The sequence below is a fragment of the Streptomyces sp. NPDC047072 genome, from assembly GCF_040643855.1.
In the GTDB taxonomy this organism is placed as follows: domain Bacteria; phylum Actinomycetota; class Actinomycetes; order Streptomycetales; family Streptomycetaceae; genus Streptomyces.
The window spans coordinates 1-17,493 of record NZ_JBEYVC010000050.1 but is presented as its reverse complement, the minus strand read 5'-3'; the positions used below and the strand labels follow the sequence as shown (position 1 = coordinate 17,493).

General features: G+C 70.7%; 12 protein-coding genes. 7 read left to right on the top strand and 5 right to left on the bottom strand.

The window, feature by feature from the left end; all coding sequences use genetic code 11:
* Window positions 1-58: 58 nt before the first annotated feature.
* The 3 genes from ABZ896_RS22225 to ABZ896_RS22215 all read right to left on the bottom strand — a co-directional run bounded on the left by ABZ896_RS22225 (window position 59) and on the right by ABZ896_RS22215 (window position 5,112).
* Window positions 59-1,828, bottom strand: a complete 1,770-nt coding sequence (locus ABZ896_RS22225; protein WP_360931628.1) for an ABC transporter ATP-binding protein — start codon at window positions 1,826-1,828, stop codon at window positions 59-61.
* Window positions 1,825-3,519, bottom strand: a complete 1,695-nt coding sequence (locus ABZ896_RS22220) for an ABC transporter ATP-binding protein (protein ID WP_360931625.1) — start codon at window positions 3,517-3,519, stop codon at window positions 1,825-1,827. Before ABZ896_RS22220 ends, ABZ896_RS22225 begins: the two co-directional genes overlap by 4 nt.
* Window positions 3,520-3,627: 108 nt before the next feature.
* Complete coding sequence (locus tag ABZ896_RS22215; protein WP_360931622.1) at window positions 3,628-5,112, bottom strand: cellulose-binding domain-containing protein; 1,485 nt, start codon at window positions 5,110-5,112, stop codon at window positions 3,628-3,630.
* Between the two features lie 287 nt (window positions 5,113-5,399).
* On the opposite strand from ABZ896_RS22215, the gene ABZ896_RS22210 reads away from it, so the two are divergent.
* Complete coding sequence (locus ABZ896_RS22210; RefSeq protein WP_360931619.1) at window positions 5,400-5,927, top strand: hypothetical protein; 528 nt, start codon at window positions 5,400-5,402, stop codon at window positions 5,925-5,927.
* Window positions 5,928-5,937: 10 nt separating this feature from the next.
* Here the strand turns inward: ABZ896_RS22210 and ABZ896_RS22205 are convergent, their stop codons facing one another.
* Together ABZ896_RS22205 and ABZ896_RS22200 are read right to left on the bottom strand one after the other, a co-directional pair.
* Window positions 5,938-7,257, bottom strand: coding sequence for a radical SAM protein (locus ABZ896_RS22205; RefSeq protein ID WP_360931616.1), 1,320 nt, complete (start codon window positions 7,255-7,257; stop codon window positions 5,938-5,940).
* Window positions 7,258-7,391: 134 nt separating this feature from the next.
* On the bottom strand, window positions 7,392-8,399 hold the full coding sequence (locus tag ABZ896_RS22200) for a hydroxyacid dehydrogenase (RefSeq protein WP_360931613.1): 1,008 nt from the start codon (window positions 8,397-8,399) through the stop codon (window positions 7,392-7,394).
* 121 nt (window positions 8,400-8,520) lie between these two features.
* On the opposite strand from ABZ896_RS22200, the gene ABZ896_RS22195 reads away from it, so the two are divergent.
* From ABZ896_RS22195 to ABZ896_RS22170, 6 genes are all read left to right on the top strand, one after another.
* The gene (locus ABZ896_RS22195) at window positions 8,521-9,774 is read left to right on the top strand and encodes an FAD-binding protein (protein ID WP_360931610.1); all 1,254 of its coding nucleotides are present in this window, start codon (window positions 8,521-8,523) and stop codon (window positions 9,772-9,774) included.
* 111 nt (window positions 9,775-9,885) lie between these two features.
* Window positions 9,886-11,130, top strand: a complete 1,245-nt coding sequence (locus ABZ896_RS22190; protein WP_360931607.1) for an ROK family transcriptional regulator — start codon at window positions 9,886-9,888, stop codon at window positions 11,128-11,130.
* A 203-nt stretch (window positions 11,131-11,333) separates the two neighbouring features.
* On the top strand, window positions 11,334-12,599 hold the full coding sequence (locus ABZ896_RS22185; RefSeq protein WP_360931604.1) for a sugar ABC transporter substrate-binding protein: 1,266 nt from the start codon (window positions 11,334-11,336) through the stop codon (window positions 12,597-12,599).
* Window positions 12,600-12,619: 20 nt separating this feature from the next.
* The gene (locus ABZ896_RS22180; RefSeq protein ID WP_360931601.1) at window positions 12,620-13,585 is read left to right on the top strand and encodes a sugar ABC transporter permease; all 966 of its coding nucleotides are present in this window, start codon (window positions 12,620-12,622) and stop codon (window positions 13,583-13,585) included.
* Window positions 13,582-14,454, top strand: a complete 873-nt coding sequence (locus ABZ896_RS22175) for a carbohydrate ABC transporter permease (RefSeq protein ID WP_360931598.1) — start codon at window positions 13,582-13,584, stop codon at window positions 14,452-14,454. Before ABZ896_RS22180 ends, ABZ896_RS22175 begins: the two co-directional genes overlap by 4 nt.
* Before the next feature lie 27 nt (window positions 14,455-14,481).
* Window positions 14,482-17,358: a glycoside hydrolase family 2 TIM barrel-domain containing protein gene (locus ABZ896_RS22170; RefSeq protein WP_360931595.1), complete on the top strand. Its 2,877-nt coding sequence runs from the start codon at window positions 14,482-14,484 to the stop codon at window positions 17,356-17,358.
* Window positions 17,359-17,493 lie beyond the last annotated feature (135 nt).

Here is a 17,493-nt window from a genome sequence, read left to right as displayed (position 1 = left end):
CCTTCGGGGTTCAGGGGTACGGGAGTTGCATGAAAACCAGGGGGTCGGGGGGCATAGGTCACGGGCCGTCGCCGCGGGTGTCCGACCACGCCTCCCACAGGGCTGCGTAGGGGCCCTCGGCCGCCCGGAGTTCGTCGTGCGTGCCGCTCTCGACGATCCGGCCGCCGTCCATGACGACGATCCGGTCGGCGGCGGCCGCCTGGCTGAGCCGGTGGGCGACGATGAGTGCGGTACGGCCGTCCACGGCACGGGCGACCGCCTTCTCCAGCGAGCGCGCCCCGGCGCTGCCCGCCTCCGCCGTGGCCTCGTCGAGGACGACGAACGCCGGGTCGGCGAGGATCAGCCGGGCCAGCGCGAGGGCCTGGGTGCGGGCGCCGTCGAGCCGGTGGCCGCCGTCGCCGACGACGGTGTCGAGGCCCTCGGGCAGCGCCTCGGCCCAGGCGAGGGCCTCCACGGTGTCGAGCGCGGTGCGCAGGTCGTCGTCCGTGGCGTCCGGGCGGGCCAGGCGCAGGTCGTCGGCGAGGGGGCCCGCGAAGACGTGGGTCTCCTGGGTGATCAGGGCGAGGGAGCCGGAGATCTCCGTCGGGGGCAGCCCGCCGACCAGGACGCTGCCCGCGATGGGCTCCTGGATGCCGGCGATCAGGCGGGCCAGGGTCGTCTTCCCGGCCCCGCTCGCGCCCACGAGGGCCACGCGTTCGCCGTGCCGGACGGTCAGGTCGATGTCGTGCAGGACGGGGTGGCCCGGACGGTAGGCGTGGCTCAGACCCCGCACGGTGACCTCGACGGCGCCGGGTTCCAGCGCGCGGCCGGGCGGGGCGGGCGGTTCGTCGGTGACGCCGACCAGGCGGGCCAGGCTCGCGGTGGCGGACTGGGCGTCGTCGAGGAGGGCCAGGGCCGCGTTGATCGGGTTGAAGAGGCTGTGGAAGTACAGGGCGGCCGCGGTGGCCGTGCCGATGGACGCGGAGCCCTGGTGGACCAGCCAGTAGCCGGTGATCAGTACGGCGGCCAGGCCGATGTACTCGCCGATGTGCAGCCGGCTGTAGAAGCCGAGGACGAGCTTGAGGCCGCGCAGGGTCAACTCGACCACGGACCACGACCGTTGGGTGACCCGTTCGGTGTGCTCGCGCTCCAGTCGGAACGCGCGGACGGTGGGGGCGCCGCCGATGGTGTCGAGCAGTTGCTGCTGCTGGGCGCCGGCGGCCACCCGCTGGGCCGCGTAGAGGGGGACGGCCCGGGCCACGTACCAGCGGGCGGTGAGCACCTGGACGGGGACCGCGAGCAGGGCGGCCAGCAGGAACCGCCAGTCCAGCAGGGCGAGCGCGCCGAGGGTGAGGACGATCGTCAGGAGTGAACGGGCCAGCTCCGGCAGGGCACTTCGGACGGCCTCGGCGATCAGGGAGACGTCGGCGGTGACGCGTGCGGTCAGGTCTCCGGCGCCGGCCTTCTCCACGCGCTCCAGGGGGAGGCCGAGGGCGCGTTCCACGAAGCGTTCGCGCAGGCGGGCCAGGGTGGTCTCGCCGAGGCGGGAGATCAGGGAGAGGCCGAGTCCGGTGGTGAGGCCCTGGGCGACGGACACGGCGACGAGGAGGGCCGCGGTGGTGGTGATGGCGTCGGCGGAGCCGTGGTCGGCGGCCAGGTCGACGATGCGGCCCAGGAGGGGTTGCACGAGGAGGCCGATGGCGGTGGCGCCGACCATGACGGCGAAGGCGGTGAGCGCCAACGTGCGGTGCGGGCGCAGGAGTTCGGCCACGGCGGCGCGGGTGCGGGACGGGGTGGCGGTGGGGAGGAGGGTGGGGGCGAAGGTCGTGGTGCCCCTGGTCTCGGTCATGACGCCACCACCGTGCGGTACGTCGTGTGCTCGTGGATCAAACGGTCGTGTGCTCCTACGGCCGCGATCTGCCCCGCGTCCAGGAGGACGACCCGGTCCGTCACCGCGAGCAGCGCCGGGCTGTTGGTGACCAGGAGGGTGGTGCGGCCCTGTCTGAGCCGTCCGAGTCCGGCGGCGATCCGGACCTCCGTGACGCTGTCGACGGCGGTGGTCGGTTCGTGCAGGACGAGGACGGGTGCGTCGGCGGCCAACGCCCTTGCCAGCGCGACGCGTTGCCGCTGGCCGCCGGAGAGGGAGCGGCCGCGGGCGGTGACGGCGGTGTCCCCTCCGTCGGGGAGGGTGCGCAGCACTTCGTCGGTCCCGGAGGCGCGGATCGCGGTGCCGGGATCGCCCGTGGGCATCGCCGCCGAGACGTTCTCCAGCACGGTTCCCTCGAACAGGTCCGCGTCGTGGTCGGCCACGAGGATCGCGGCGCGGGCCTCGGCGAGGGTCAGCGCGGGCAGTGCGGTGCCGTCCAGCTCTACGGCGCCCTCGTCCGGGTCGGCCCGGCGCCCCAGCAGTTCCAGCAACGCGCTCGCGGCACCCGGCTCGGTGGCGACGACGCCGACCGTCTCGCCGGGCGCGATGTCGAGATCGAGATCGCGGAGAGGACCGTAGAAGAGACTCCGTAGCCGTACGCGGCCCTCGACGCGCCGTACGACCACCGGATCGCTCGCCGACGCCACCGCCCCCGGCGCCTCCAGAATCCCCTCGATGCGTGTCGCCGACGCCCTCCCCTGGGCCAACTCCGCGTTGACCCAGGAGAATTCGGAGAGCGGTCCGATGAGGAACAGCGCCAGGGCGACGGAGGAGACCAGTTGCCCCAGGCCGATGTCCCCGCCGGCGGCGAGGCGGCCGCCGACGAGGGCGACCACCGCGAGGAAGCTGCCGGTCAGGATGGTCAGCAGACCGTTCTGCCAGGCCTCGGCCCGAGCCGCGCGGAGCGTGGCGGTCAGGGACCGTCGGCTGGTGTGCCGGTAGCGCGCGGCGGCCGCCGGCTCGGCTCCGATGCCCTTGACGACCCGCAGCCCGGCGACGAGGTCGGCGGCCACGCCGGAGGCACGCGCGGCGCTCTCCTGCTCGGTGGCGCTGCGGTGTTCGAGGGGCTTGCTCAGCAGATGGCCGAGCCACAGCAGCAGCGGTGTGCCGAGCAGGACGAGCAGCCCCAGCGGCAGGGACATGCGCAGCAGGACGACCGCGGCGACGACGAGCCCCGCCGTGGAGGAGACGGCGACGACGACCGCCATGGTGACCGCGCCGACCCGACGGGCGTCCTCCGTCGCGGTGTTGGCGAGTTCGCCCTGCAACCTGCCCTCGTCGGCGCCGCCTTCGGGGGCGAGCAGCCGGGTGACGAGCCGGGCCCTGAGCCGGTGCGCGGCGACGACGGAGGCACGTTCGGCGGCCCGGGTGGCGGCGCGCCAGCTGAAGGAGAGGCAGAGGTAGACGACGGCGAGGACGCCGAGCCACAGCAGCAGCCCGCCGAAGTCGCCGTCCACCACGCCGCGTTCGACGGCGAGGCCGATGACCACCGGGATCAGCGCCTCGCCCGCCTGGTGCCCCATGCCGAGGAACGAGCCGAGCAGCACGTCACGGCGTTGCCCGGCGACGGCGTCCCACAGCACGCTCCGGCCGGGCAGGCCAGCTTCTGTCACCCCTACCCCCGGACCGGTTCCGCGGCGCTCAGACACCGCACAGTCAAACTTAGGTAAGGCTAACCAGACATACTCTGATCCGCCAGGGGGTTGCGCGGATTGCCGGCGTCAGGACTTGGCGCACTCCTGCCCGTTGAGGGTGAAGTCGTACGCCGGGGCGTTCTTGCTCTGCCAGGAGGCGAGGAAGCCGAAGGAGAGCGAACCGCCCGCGGAGACCGACTTGTTGTAGTCGGCGGCCTTCGCCGTGACGCGCCCGCCGCTCTGGGTGAAGCTCGCGTCCCACATCTGGGTCACCTTCTGCCCGTCCGGGAAGGACCAGACGACGCTCCAGTCGGTGAGCGCCTTGGCGCTGGTCACGGTGACGGCGGCCTGGAAGCCGTCGGGCCACTGGTTGACGAGCTCGTAGGCGACCTCGCAGACCGGCGGCCGCGCGCTCTCCACGGGGTCCGGGTTCTCCGCGCTCGCGGAGGAGGTGCCCTGGGGTTCCGGGTCGGAGTTCTTCGGTCCGGACGGCGACCCGGACGGGCTCGTGGCCGACGACTCGGAGGGGTCCGGGGAGACGGGCGTCCCCGAGCCGACCGGCGGCAGCGAGGTGGTGGGCGCGGCCACCACCGGCTGCCCGTCGGACGAACCGCCGTGCTTGGCCTCGCCGTTGTCCATGTCGTCGCCCGGCATCATCGAGACGGCGAGGGCCAGCAGCGAGACCAGGACGGCCGCGACGAGCAGCCCGTTGCGCACGACCTTCGCCTTGTGCGCGCCGGGGTTCGGCGGCCCGGCCTCCAGCGCGGCGATCGGGCGCCCGGCCCCCAGCCGCACCTCGGCGGCCCGGCGGCGGCGCTCCAGGTAGGCGAGCCCGCCCCAGCCGATCACCCCGCCGGCGAGGGCCGCCGGCAGTCCGCCGCCGTGCAGTCGCAGACAGGCGGCGGCCTCGGCGCACTCCACACAGCGCGCGAGGTGCCGGGAGAGGTCGTCCGGGGTGTCGGCGGCGGTGGAACGGGTGACCGCGTCCAGCAGCCGGGCATAGCTGCGGCACTGCGGTTCCATCGGGGTGTCGAGGTGGTTGCGGTGGCTGCGGTCCCGGAACAGGCCGCGCACCTGGGTGAGTTCGTCGGCGACGGTGGCCGGGTCGAGGCCGAGCCGGCGGGCCACCACCGGTAGCGGCAGCGCCTCCACCTCGGCCAGCCACAGCAGTTCGGCGTCGGCGGCCTGGAGATCGCGCAACCCGCGCAGGGCGAGGGGGCGTTGGAGCGGGGGGCCGCTGTAGCGGGCGGCCTTCTCGGAGTTGAGCCAGAGCCTCAGGTCGGGGTCGAGGCGGTGTCCGAGTCCCTGGGTCTCCCAGTCGGCCGCGGTGCCGCGAACGGCGGTCAGCAGCAGGGGTATGCGGGGCAGTCGGGCGGGGCGGCGGCCGGCGCGGGCGGCGATGGCCTCCGCGTCCCGGACCTCGCGCATACCCAGGGAGAACGCCTCTGTGGCCAGCTCGGTGGCGGCGGCCGAGCCGGCCGTGCACAGATCGGCGTACGAGAGCACGGCATCCCAGCACTCCGAGAACAGCGCGGCCTCGGCCGCGTTCTGGGGAGTCGGCAGGTCGGGCATGAGTCTCCTGCGTCGAAAGCGAGGTCAACTCGCCATATTGGCAAAGGAGTTGGGGGGAACCTCGCGGCAGGACAGGAGCCTTTCACGTCTCCCACACAACTGACAAGCAGGCTATTCAATTCTGGTTACCGGGAGTTCGGCCCCCCTCACCGAGGACACACCTCGGCGCAGGGTTCCGGCCAGGAGTACGGACGTGAGGCCGAAACGTATCAATCGCAGCCCCACGAGAAACAGCAGTCACGGAGAATAGGGCCCCGAGGCGGAGGAAACATCATCACGGGGGAAACATGGCGCAGCTTCTGGGGTCGCTGGAACTGGTCGGCGACCGCTGGATCATCGGGGATCCCAAGCGCGGCAAGGGCAGTTGTGTGGTGCTCACCCCCGACGGCATGGAGCACCACGAGCGCGGGACGACCGAGCCGCTCTCGGCGGTGCCGTGGTCGAGGGTCGTGCACACCAGGGTGAAGGGCTCCGCCAGCAGATGGCAGAACACCCGCACCGCGGCCTTCGCGAACGCGTTCGCGAGCGGACACGTCGAGTCGGGGCCCAAGGCGTGCCTCCTCGGCGCCTACCTCCGGTATCCGGCGGCGGGCTGGACAGTCCTCTACGACCGCCACGAGCGCTCCTACACCTATATGCACCTGTTTCTGCTGGACGACCTCTTCCGCAAGGTCTCCGACGCGAAGGCGGTGCACCTGCTCGGCGACCCGGACTGGCTGGCCGGGGTCGTCGCGAAACTGGCGCCGACCCCGACCTGGACACCACTACCGGGCCGCCATGTCACCGCGCTCCTGAAGGAACTGGGCGTCATGTGAGGCCCGCGCCTCAGACCTCCACCGGCTCCTGTGCCGGAAGGCTGTCCATGAAGGAGCTCACCGAGAAGACCGCGCGGCCGGGGCCGGGCGGGCCGTAGCCGGGGGGCGAGGAGAGGCCGTAGTCCTCCATGGTCTGGCGGTAGGCCTGGAGGAGCCGGATGTGGTACTCCAGCGGGGCGCCCGCCGGGTTGGCCTTGCCGAGCGGGGTCGTCGGCTCCGGGCACCAGGTGGTGAAGCGGGGCGTGATGCCGTTCGACATGAAGAAGCGCAGGCCCTCGGTGGTGGAGGCGATGGCCTCGTCGACCGTCTTGAAGCCGAAGGGCTCGGCCATCTCCACGCCCGCCACGAAGTTGGGGATCACATTGCGCGCCCCGAAGACGTCCGCCGAGTCCAGGATGCGCTTGTGCCACTCGTCCCGGCCGACGTACCGCTCCTTGCCCGGGCAGTACATCTTGAAGAGGTACTCGTCCCACACCTCGTAGTTGGGGTGGTAGATCTGCACGCCGTAGTCCTTGAACCGCTGCACGTCGTCCTTCGGCAGCGCCTGAGCGACGACCTTGCCGATCCAGCGGTTCGGGAAGTGCTCCTCGATGGCCTTGGCGTACATGCCGTAGAAGTCGGCCTCGTCACGGCCCTGGAGCTTGGAGGTGATCGCGCCGCCGGTGAGGGTGTAGGCGGTGGAAGCCTTGGCGGTGTCGTACCGGTTGATGATGTCGAGCGCCTCCAGGACCTCGTCCACGTCCTTGACGCCCGTGTACGGCCGCCCGGCCGCCTTGTGCTGGCGCCAGTTGTGGTTGATGTCGCAGTACTGGCACTCCTCCTTGGCCCCGAAGTACTGGCAGACCCGGAAGACGGTGAGGTAGATCAGGTAGCCCCACTGGATGGTCGGGGCCACCTCCATCACGGACTTCCCGTTGGAGAGCTTGTGCTTGTAGTACTCCGGCATCGGCGGCACGCCCACGTCGGCGATCCGCCTGCCGTCGAGGTAGAGCCCGAGCATGCCGGAGTCGTCGGCGGCGACGCGGTACGGCGAGGCCGGGTTCACCCGCACCGAGACGACGGTCCTGCGCAGGTCGTACGGCCCACCGGTGAGGATGATCTCCTCCGGCGGCCGGCGCAGCGCGGCCTCGCCCAGTTCCGGCAGTGTGCCGTGGTCGAAGGAGAAGATGAAGTACGACTTCGGCTTCACCTCGCCGGACTCGTTGTCGCTGAGGGCGGACGGGTCGAAGGCCACGCCACCCCGCAACAGGTCCTCTTTGAAGACGGCTTCCCGCGGAACCTGCGGGAACCGCTCCATCAGATCCTCGACCAGCGCGGTTCGGCTGCCCATCCCGTGTTCTCCTCCCGGATCGGACGTACGACTCCTCACGTTATGCCTTCGGCGAGGGAGCGACGGAACGGGGGGCCTACACGGCGTGCGATATATAGACGTATGGGCGGATTCGCGTGCCTGAACGTGTTCTGTCAGGCCGTCCGCCCCAGCTCCGCCTCCGTCACCGGATGCGCCACCGGCTCCCCCGCCGCCACCCGCCGCGCCTCTTCCACGACGGCCTCGCCCAGCCGGGCCAGCTCGTTGCCCTGGGAGCCCGCGAGGTGCGGGGTGATGAAAACGTTCGGGAGGCTGAGCAGCGGCGAGTCGACCGGAAGCGGCTCCGGATCGGTGACGTCGAGAATCGCGGAGATACGCCCGGTGCGCAGCTCCGCGAGAAGGGCGTCATGGTCCACCAAAGACCCCCGCGCGGTGTTCAGCAGCACAGCCCCGTCCGGCATCAGCGCCAGCTCCGGCGCGCCGAGCAGACGGCGCGTCTCCGGGGTCTCCGGCGCGTGCACGGTGACGATCTCGGAGGTCCGCAGCAGTTCGTCCAGCGGCAGCAGCGGCACGCCCAGAGCCGCCGCGCCCGCCTGATCGACGTAAGGATCACTGAGCACCGGCCGTAGATCGAACGGCCTCAGCAGCTCGACGACCCGGCGCCCGATCCGCGACGCGCCGATCACCCCGATCCGCCGTCCGTGGTTGCCGATCCCCTGCACGATCCCCCAGCCGGGGAAGGCCCGCCCCGCGCGCATCTGCTCGCGGCGCACGAAGACGTCCTTGCCGGCGAGCAGGATCATGGCGAGCGTGTACTCGGCGACGGGCAGCGCGTTGGCCTCGGCCGCCGAGGAGACGGCGATGCCGCGCCGCCAGACCGCGGGCGTGGCGAAGCCCTTGACGGAACCGGCCGAGTGCAGGACCGCCCGCAGCTTGGGGGCCGCGTCCAGGACCGCCGCGTCCAGGCGGGGGCAGCCCCAGCCGGTGACCAGGATCTCGGTGCGGGCCAGCACGTCCGCGAGCGCCGGATCGGTGAGGTCCTCGGCCACCAGCGCGGGGTCGATGTCCACGGCCTCCCGCAGCCGCGCCAGCACCTCCGGTGGGAAGACGAGCGGCACGTTCTCGGCGGTCATGGCGAACAATGCCAGGGGGCGCTCGGACAAGGCGGGGGTCCTCCAGAGCGTGCGGAAAAACTGCGGAAAGACTGTAGAAACCGCTCTCTACGGTAGGTGCCGGTCAATGAGAGGGTCAACGCACTGACACTCTCCGAGAGGGACGTGAGGCATGACGGAGACGATCACCAACTGGGCCGGCAACATCACCTACTCCGCCAAGGAGCTGCACCGGCCGTACTCGCTCGACGCGATCCGCGCGCTGGTCGCCGCGAGCGCCCGGGTCCGCGTACTGGGCAGCGGGCACTCCTTCAACGAGATCGCCGAGCCGGGACCGGAGGGCGTCCTGCTGTCCATCGCCGACCTGCCGCCGGTGATCGACGTGGACAGGACGGCCCGTACGGTACGAGTCTCCGGCGGCGTCCGCTACGCCGAACTCGCCCGCGCGGTGCACGCCCACGGCCTCGCGCTGCCCAACATGGCGTCCCTGCCGCACATCTCGGTGGCCGGTTCGGTGGCGACCGGCACCCACGGCTCGGGGGTCGGCAACGGTCCGCTGGCCGCGGCCGTGCGCGAGGTGGAGCTGATCACGGCGGACGGTTCCTCGGTCTCGATCGGCCGGGACGACCCCCGCTTCGGCGGCGCGGTCACCTCGCTGGGCGCCCTCGGCGTGGTCACCGCCCTCACCCTCGGCCTGGTCCCGTCCTTCGACGTCGAGCAGTACGTCTTCACCGAACTCCCGCTCGCCGCAATGGACTCGGAGACCTTCGGGGCGGTCATGGGAGCGGCGTACAGCGTGAGTCTGTTCACCGACTGGCGGGCGCCGGGCTTCCGCCAGGTGTGGGTCAAGCGGCGCACCGACCAGCCGCTCGCCGACTTCCCGTGGGCGGCGCCCGCGACCGAGAAGATGCACCCGGTGCCGGGGATGCCCGCGGTCAACTGCACCGAGCAGTTCGGGGTGCCGGGGCCCTGGCAGGAGCGACTGCCGCACTTCCGGGCGGAGTTCACGCCGAGCAGCGGGGCGGAGCTGCAGTCGGAGTACCTGCTGCCGCGCGAGCACGCCGTGGCGGCGCTGCACGCGGTCGACGGCGTCCGGGAGACGGTCGCCGGGGTGCTGCAGACCTGCGAGGTGCGGACCATGACCGCCGACGAGCAGTGGCTGAGCCCCGCGTACGGCCGGGACACCGTGGCCCTGCACTTCACGTGGATCGAGGACACGGCGGCCGTGCTGCCGGTGGTGCGGGTGCTGGAGGAGGCGCTGGACCCCTTCGACGCGCGGCCGCACTGGGGCAAGGTCTTCACGACGTCCGCCCCGGTGCTGCGCGCGCGGTACCCGCGGCTGGGCGACTTCCGCGAACTGGCGCGCGACCTGGACCCTGAGGCAAAATTCGCCAACGACTTCGTTCGGGCCGTGCTCGCCGACTGACTTTATAAAGCCCCTTTCCTAACCCCTTGTAGAAAGTCGTCGCAGCCCATAGCCTGACGCCGCCGGTGCCGCTGACGCCCCGGCCTGAGCTGAAAGGACGGGGCCGGCCCGGTGAAGCGCACATCCCGTGACATCCGCACCGCGAACCGCTACGAGGTGCTGCGGCAGATCATCGCCGAGTCGCCGACCTCGCGGCAGGAGCTGGCGGCGACCACCGGGCTGAGCCTGGCCACCGTCGCCACGCTCGTCGGCGAGCTGCTCGACCTCGACATGATCACCGAGGTCGGCTTCGAGGAGTCGGCCGGCGGCCGCCCCCGCGGGCTGGTCGCCGTCAACGCCTCGGGCGGCGCGCTGATCGGCGTCGACATCGCCGAGACGTACGTCCATGTCGAGCTGTTCGACCTCGGGCTGAACGTCCTGGCGCGCGCCGAGGAGACCATGCGCCCCGGCGAGAGCCGCCCCGACAAGGTGGTCGCCCATGTGGCCGCGGCCACCGGCTCGGTGGTCGCGCAGGCCGGTGTGGAGGCGGCCCGGGTGCTGGGCGTCGGGGTGAGCATGCCGGGGCAGGTGGACCGGGCCACCGGCATCTCGGAGTACGCGCCCAACTGGGACTGGCACGACGTGCCGCTGCTCGACCTGCTCTCCGAGCACATCGCCTACCCGCTGTACCTGGACAACCCGCTGCGCGCCTGCGCGGTCGCCGAGCTCTGGTTCGGGGCCGCGCGCGGACACGGCGACGCCGTCGTGGTGATCCTCGGCACCGGTGTCGGCGCCGGGCTGATCCTGGGCGGCGGGGTGCACCGGGGGGTGAGCAGCAGCGCCGGCGAGTGGGGCCACAGCACGCTGGTGCTGGACGGCCGGCTCTGCCACTGCGGCAACCACGGCTGCGTGGAGACGTATGTGGGCGCCCCGGGCATCATGCGGAACCTGCTCGAACTGAGCCCCGACAGCCCGCTGTTGCACCCCGGCGACCAGACCGCGACCATCGACGCGCTCGCGGCCGGGGTCGCCGCGCAGGATCCGGTGGCCGTCAAGGTCCTGAAGGACATGGCCCGTTACCTCGGCGCGGCCATCGCCGACCTGGTGAACGTCCTCAACCCCGAGGTGGTCGTGCTCGGCAGCTGGGTCGCGGCCCGGCTGGGCGAGCCGCTGCTGCGCGAGGTGCGCGAGGAGGTGGCCCGGCACGCGCTGAAGCGCCCGCTGGCGGCCACCTCGTTCGTCCTGTCCTCCATCCCCACGGACCCCGCCTGCCTGGGCGCGGCCACGCTGGCGCTCGAAGGGGCGCTGCAGTCGGTGGGGCAGCGGACGACCAAGCGCACGACCCTCGTGAGGAGCCGTACGGCACCGCCCTCCTGACGGCGCCGGGGAGACGCCCGCCTCCCTGACGTCCGATATCCCGAACGACGTACAACGCTTCATGCAGACTTCGTCCAACCCCTTGCCGAAGCCTTAGCCGAAGGTTAACGTCCCGCACCGCAGGTCCATTTGAGCCATCCGGCGCCATGGCGCCGAGCCAAGGGCACAGAGCCGCAAGCCGCACTCGAGACAAGGACGTCACCATGTCGGCATCGAGCAACACCAACTGGAACCGCCGAGCCGTTCTGCAGGCCGCGCTGGGTCTGGCCGCCGCCGGCGGTCTGGCAGCGTGCGGTGGCAACAACGGGCGCAGCGGCGGGTCGAGTTCGGGCCCGACCCTGAACCAGTACTTCCACGCCTACGGCGAGGCCGGGACCGAGCAGGCCATCAAGAAGTACGCGAAGGCCTACGACAAGGCCAACGTGACCACGCAGTGGATCACCAGCTCCGACTTCGAGAGCAAGCTGTTCGCGACGCTGCTCACCAAGAACGCGCCCGACCTCTTCGAGTTCCACCCGCAGATCCAGCTGGTCAGAAGCGGCCAGGTGGCGGACCTGACCGACATCATCGACCCGGTCAAGTCCGACTTCAACCCGGCCGACATCGCCTCGCACACGGTGGACGGGAAGATATACGGCGTCCGGATGATCGACGACCCGCAGTTCTTCTTCTACCGCAAGTCGATGCTGGAGAAGGCCAAGGTCGACGTGCCGACCACGCTGGACGAGCTGGCCGAGGCCGCCGCCAAGCTCACCACCGGCAAGGTCAAGGGCCTCTACATGGGCAACGACCTGCACAGCGTCATCTTCCCGATGATCTGGTCGGCCGGCGCCGACACCCTCACCGCGAAGAACGAGATCGCCTACCACACCCCGGGCGTCGTCGAGGGCATCAAGAAGATGCGCAAGCTGTTCACCAGCGGCAACCTCCTCCTCGGCGCGCCGACCGAGTCCTGGGACCCCTCCTCGTTCACCCAGGGCCTGTGCGCCATCCAGTTCTGCGGCATGTGGGCGATGCCGGCGATCCAGGAGGCGCTCGGCGACGACTGGGGCGTGTTCCCCTTCCCGAAGACCGTCGACTCCGGCAAGCAGTCGGTCTACAACGGCGGTTGGTCGATGTTCGTCAACGCCAAGGGCAAGAACGTCGACGCGGCCAAGGAATACGTCAAGTGGCTGTGGATCGACCAGAAGGAGTACCAGGAGGACTGGGCCACCTCCTACGGCTTCCACATCCCGCCGCGCATCTCCCTCGCGAAGTCCGCCACCAAGCTCAAGACGGGCAACGCCGCCGAGGGCGTCAGGCTCTTCAACGAGTTCGGCCACTTCGACAACATCGGCTGGACCCAGGCCATGATCACGGCGCTGGAGGACGTCTTCGCCAACTCCGTCCGCAAGGGCGGTGACCCCGAGGCGGCCCTCGACAAGGCGGACACGGCCGTCAACCGCGAGCTCAAGAAGCTCTTCGGATAGGCGTGCGGACGGAACACGACATGTCGACGACGACCGAGCTCGACCTCACGGGCCCCGCCCCGGCAACGGCCTCCCCGGCCAAGCCGCGGCGGGGGCTGCGGGGCAGCGCCACTTTCAACTTCTGGCTCTTCACCGGGCCGTTCCTCATCGGCCTGGCGATCTTCGTCTACGCGCCGATCCTCTGGAGCCTCTGGCTCAGCTTCTTCGACGCCCGCTTCACCGTCACGCCCGACAAGTTCATCGGCTTCGACAACTACAGGTACATGCTGACGAACGACGACTTCGTCGGCTCGCTCGGCACCTTCACCGTCTTCGCCGCGTTCATCGTGCCCACCACCTGGGCGCTCTCGCTGAGTCTGGCCCTGCTGGTGAACCGGCTGCGCTTCATGCGGGCGTTCTTCCGTTCGGTGTTCTTCCTGCCGACCGCGTGCAGTTACGTGGCCGCCTCGCTGATCTGGAAGATGTCCATCTTCAGCGGTGTCCGCTTCGGTCTGATGAACACGGTCCTCGGCTGGTTCGGGATCGAGAACATCGCGTGGCTGGCCGACCCCAGCCCGCCCTGGTACTGGTTCGTCATCGTCACCGCGCGGCTCTGGCTGCAGTCCGGCTTCTACATGATCCTGTTCATCGCCGCGCTCCAGAACATCCCGGCCGAGCTGTACGAGGCCGCCTCGATCGACGGAGCCAAGCCGGGCTGGCAGACCTTCCGCTACATCACCCTGCCCCAGCTGCGAGCCACCTCCACCGCGGTGGTCCTGCTCCTGCTGGTCGCCGCCTACCAGGCCTTCGACGAGTTCTTCAACCTCCTGTCGAAGACCACCTGGGGCCGTCCGCCGCTCGTCGAGCTGTACTACAAGGCCCTGGGCGAGAGCCAGGACTACGGCGCGGGCAGCGCCGGCGCGGTCATCCTGACCGTGCTGATCATCATCGTGACCCTGTTCCAGGGCAAGATCATGGGCTTCGGAAGGGGGGACGAGTCCAAGTGACGACGACCACACCCGAGATACGCAAGGTCAGGAAGAGCCGCGGCCGCGGCGTGATGGGCAACACCGGTCTCTACATCGCCACCGGTGTCGCCGCCTTCCTCTTCCTGGTCCCCTTCTACCTGATCGTCCGCAACGCGCTGTCCACGGACGCCGAGATCACCGGGGAGAACTGGAAGTTCTTCCCCACGCATCTCCAGTGGGGCAACATCGCCGACCTGTTCGACGACTCGTCGGTGCCCTTCGCCCAGTCGCTGTGGAACTCCACCGTCGTCGCCGTCCTGCACACCGCCGGCGTCCTGCTGGTCTGCTCCCTCGCGGGCTACGGGCTGGCCCGCATCCCGTACAAGCACGCCAACAAGATCTTCTACGTCGTCCTGGGCACCCTGATGGTCCCGACCGCCGTGACCTTCGTGCCCAGCTTCGTCCTGGTCTCGTCACTGGGCTGGGTCGACACGTATCGTGGTCTCATCATCCCGGGCCTGTTCAGCGGTTTCACCTGCTTCCTTTTCCGGCAGTACTTCCTGGGATTCCCGAAGGAACTGGAGGAGGCGGCACGGGTGGACGGACTGGGCTACTGGGGCGCCTACTGGCGTGTCGTGGTGCCCAACTCGCTGAACTTCTTCGCGGCGATCGCCACCATCACCTTCATCAACGGCTGGAACTCCTTCCTGTGGCCGCTGGTCATCGGCCAGGACCCGAGCTCGTGGACCGTCCAGGTAGCGCTCTCCTCGTACACCACGGGCCAGACCGTCGTCTTCCACCAGATCTTCATGGCGACCGCCATTTCCATCCTGCCCCTGGTGTTCGTGTTCCTCTTCCTCCAGCGCTGGCTGGTCCAGGGGATCGCGCAGACCGGCATCAAGGGCTGAGCCCCACGTAACGAGACCTGGAGACCCATGTCTTTCCGCACCACCAGCAGCGCCTTCGACTACGTCGAGGACGTGTCGCCGGGCAGCGGGGCCCTTGCGCCCCGCGCCTGGTACGCGTCCTCGGACGCGCAGGCCCTGTCCCTCAACGGCGCCTGGCGCTTCCGCCTCGCGGCCACCGCCGACGCCGAGGACGACTCCTTCGCCGAGGAGGGGTTCGACGCCGGTGACTGGGCCGAGGTCACGGTCCCCGGGCACTGGGTCCTCCAGGGCGACGGCGCCTTCGGGCTGCCGATCTACACCAACCACCTCTACCCGTTCCCGGTCGACCCGCCGTACGTGCCGACGGAGAACCCGACCGGCGACCACCTGCACGTCTTCGACCTCCCCGAGGACTGGCCCTCGGACGGCGGCGCGGTCATCCGCTTCGACGGCGTCGAGTCCTGCGCGCGGCTCTGGCTGAACGGCACCGACCTCGGCGAGTTCAAGGGCTCCCGGCTCGCGCACGAGTTCGCGGTCGGCCATCTGCTGAAGCCGAAGGGCAACGTCCTCGCGGTCCGTGTGCACCAGTGGTCCTCCGGCTCCTATCTGGAGGACCAGGACCAGTGGTGGCTGCCGGGCATCTTCCGTGACGTGACGCTGCTGCACCGCCCGGCGGGCAGCGCGCTCGACTTCTTCGTGCACGCCTCCTACGACCACGTCACGGGCGAGGGCACCCTGCGCGTCGACTCCGACGTCGACGGGCGGGTCCTCGTGCCCGCCCTGGACATCGATGTCGCGACCGGCGAGCCGGCGACGTCCCTGGTCGCGCCGTGGAGCGCCGAGAGCCCCCGGCTCTACGACGGCGAGCTGGTCACCGAGGGCGAGCGGATCCCGCTGCGCATCGGCTTCCGCACGATCGCCCTGGAAGACGGCCTGATCAAGGTCAACGGCAGGGCGATCCTGTTCAAGGGCGTCAACCGGCACGAGTGGCACCCCGAGAAGGGCCGCACGCTCGACCTCGCGACCATGCGCGAGGACGTGCTGCTGATGAAGCGGCACAACCTCAACGCGGTGCGCACCTCGCACTACCCGCCGCACCCCGCCTTCCTGGACCTGTGCGACGAGTACGGCCTGTGGGTCATCGACGAGTGCGACCTGGAGACCCACGGCTTCACCGAGCAGGAGTGGCGCGACAACCCCGTCGACGACGACCGCTGGACCCCGGCCCTCCTGGACCGCGCGGCCCGCATGGTCGAGCGGGACAAGAACCACCCGTCGATCGTCTTCTGGTCGCTGGGCAACGAGGCCGGCACCGGCCGCGGTCTGACCGCGATGGCCGAGTGGATCCACGGGCGCGACCCCGAGCGGCTCGTCCACTACGAGGGCGACTGGAACTGCCGGGACACCGACGTCTACTCCCGGATGTACGCCGACCACGCCGAGGTCGAGCAGATCGGCAAGGAGCTGGACGGCGGCACCCTGGGGCGCCGGAAGCTGCCGTTCATCCAGTGCGAGTACGGCCACGCCATGGGCAACGGCCCCGGCGGCATCGCCGACTACCAGGAGCTGTTCGAGAAGTACGAGCGGCTCCAGGGCGGCTTCATCTGGGAGTGGATCGACCACGGCGTCAAGCACCCGGAGCTGGGCTACGCCTACGGCGGCGACTTCGGCGAGGAGCTGCACGACGGCAACTTCGTCTGCGACGGCCTGATCTTCCCGGACCGCACGCCCTCCCCCGGCCTCCTGGAGTACAAGAAGGTCATCGAGCCGGTCTCCTTCGAGTGCGCCGACGGCACCGTCCGGGTGACCAACAAGTACGACTTCGCAGACCTGTCCGGCCTCGCGTTCGAGTGGTCGTACCAGGTGGAGGGCGAGACGGTCGAGGCGGGCACGCTGTCGGTGCCCGCGCTGGCACCCGGCGAGTCCGCGGACCTGAAGCTGCCCGAACCGCCCGCGCACGCCTCCGCGGAGGCGCAGTGGACCGTACGGGCGCTGCTGGCGGCCGACACCGCCTGGGCGCCGAAGGACCACGTGATCGCGTGGGGACAGTTCCCGGCCTCTTCGGCGGTACGGCCTTCCGTCGCGCCCTCCGCCCGGCCCGAGCGCGGCGCGGAGCTGATCACGCTCGGTCCGGGCTCGTTCGACGCCCGGACCGGCGCGCTGCGGACGGTCGGTGGGGTCGCCGTCGAGAACCCGCGCCTGGACGTGTGGCGGGCGACGACCGACAACGACGACGGCACCGAGTGGAAGTCCGGGCTGCGCTACAGCACGCTGTGGCGGACGCTCGGCCTGCACCGGATGCGGCACCGTCTGGTCGGGGTGGAGCTGGAGTCCGAGGCGCTGGTCGTGCGTACCCGGGTGGCGCCCGCCGCCCGTGAGGTGGGCCTGGCCGCCGAGTACCGCTGGACCTCGGACGGCTCGCGGCTGAAGCTGACCGTGTCCGTGACGCCCGAGGGGCAGTGGACGGTGCCGTTGCCGCGGCTCGGTGTGCGGCTCGGGCTGTCGGCGGTGGCCTCTGGTGCCGATGAGGTGCGCTGGTTCGGCGGCGGTCCCGGTGAGGCGTACCCCGACACCCGGGCGGCCTCCATGGTCGGCCGCTGGACCTCGACCGTCGACGGGCTCCAGACGCCGTACCTGCGCCCGCAGGAGAACGGCTCCCGGGCCGACGTGCGCTGGGTGGAGCTGGGCGGCCTCAGGATCGAGGGCGACCCGGAGTTCTCCTTCGCGGCCCGGCGCTGGACGAGCGAGCAGCTGGACGCGGCGACGCACCTCACGGACCTGGTCGCCGGCGAGACGGTGTGGGTCAACCTGGACCACCGTCACCACGGCATCGGTACGGCGTCCTGCGGGCCGGGTGTGCTGCCGCAGTACCACCTGATCGCCGAGCCGGCGGAGTTCTCGTTCGTGTTCTCGGTGATCGATTAGTCCAACCCCGGGGTCGGTTAATCCATTGCCCGATTGATCGACATTCTGGGACGGTCGTCGTGCACCCGCGGCCGGTCGGCCGACGAGCACCTGTCCGGCACCGCGACCCTCACCGCCCGCGCCCGCCAGGACCTG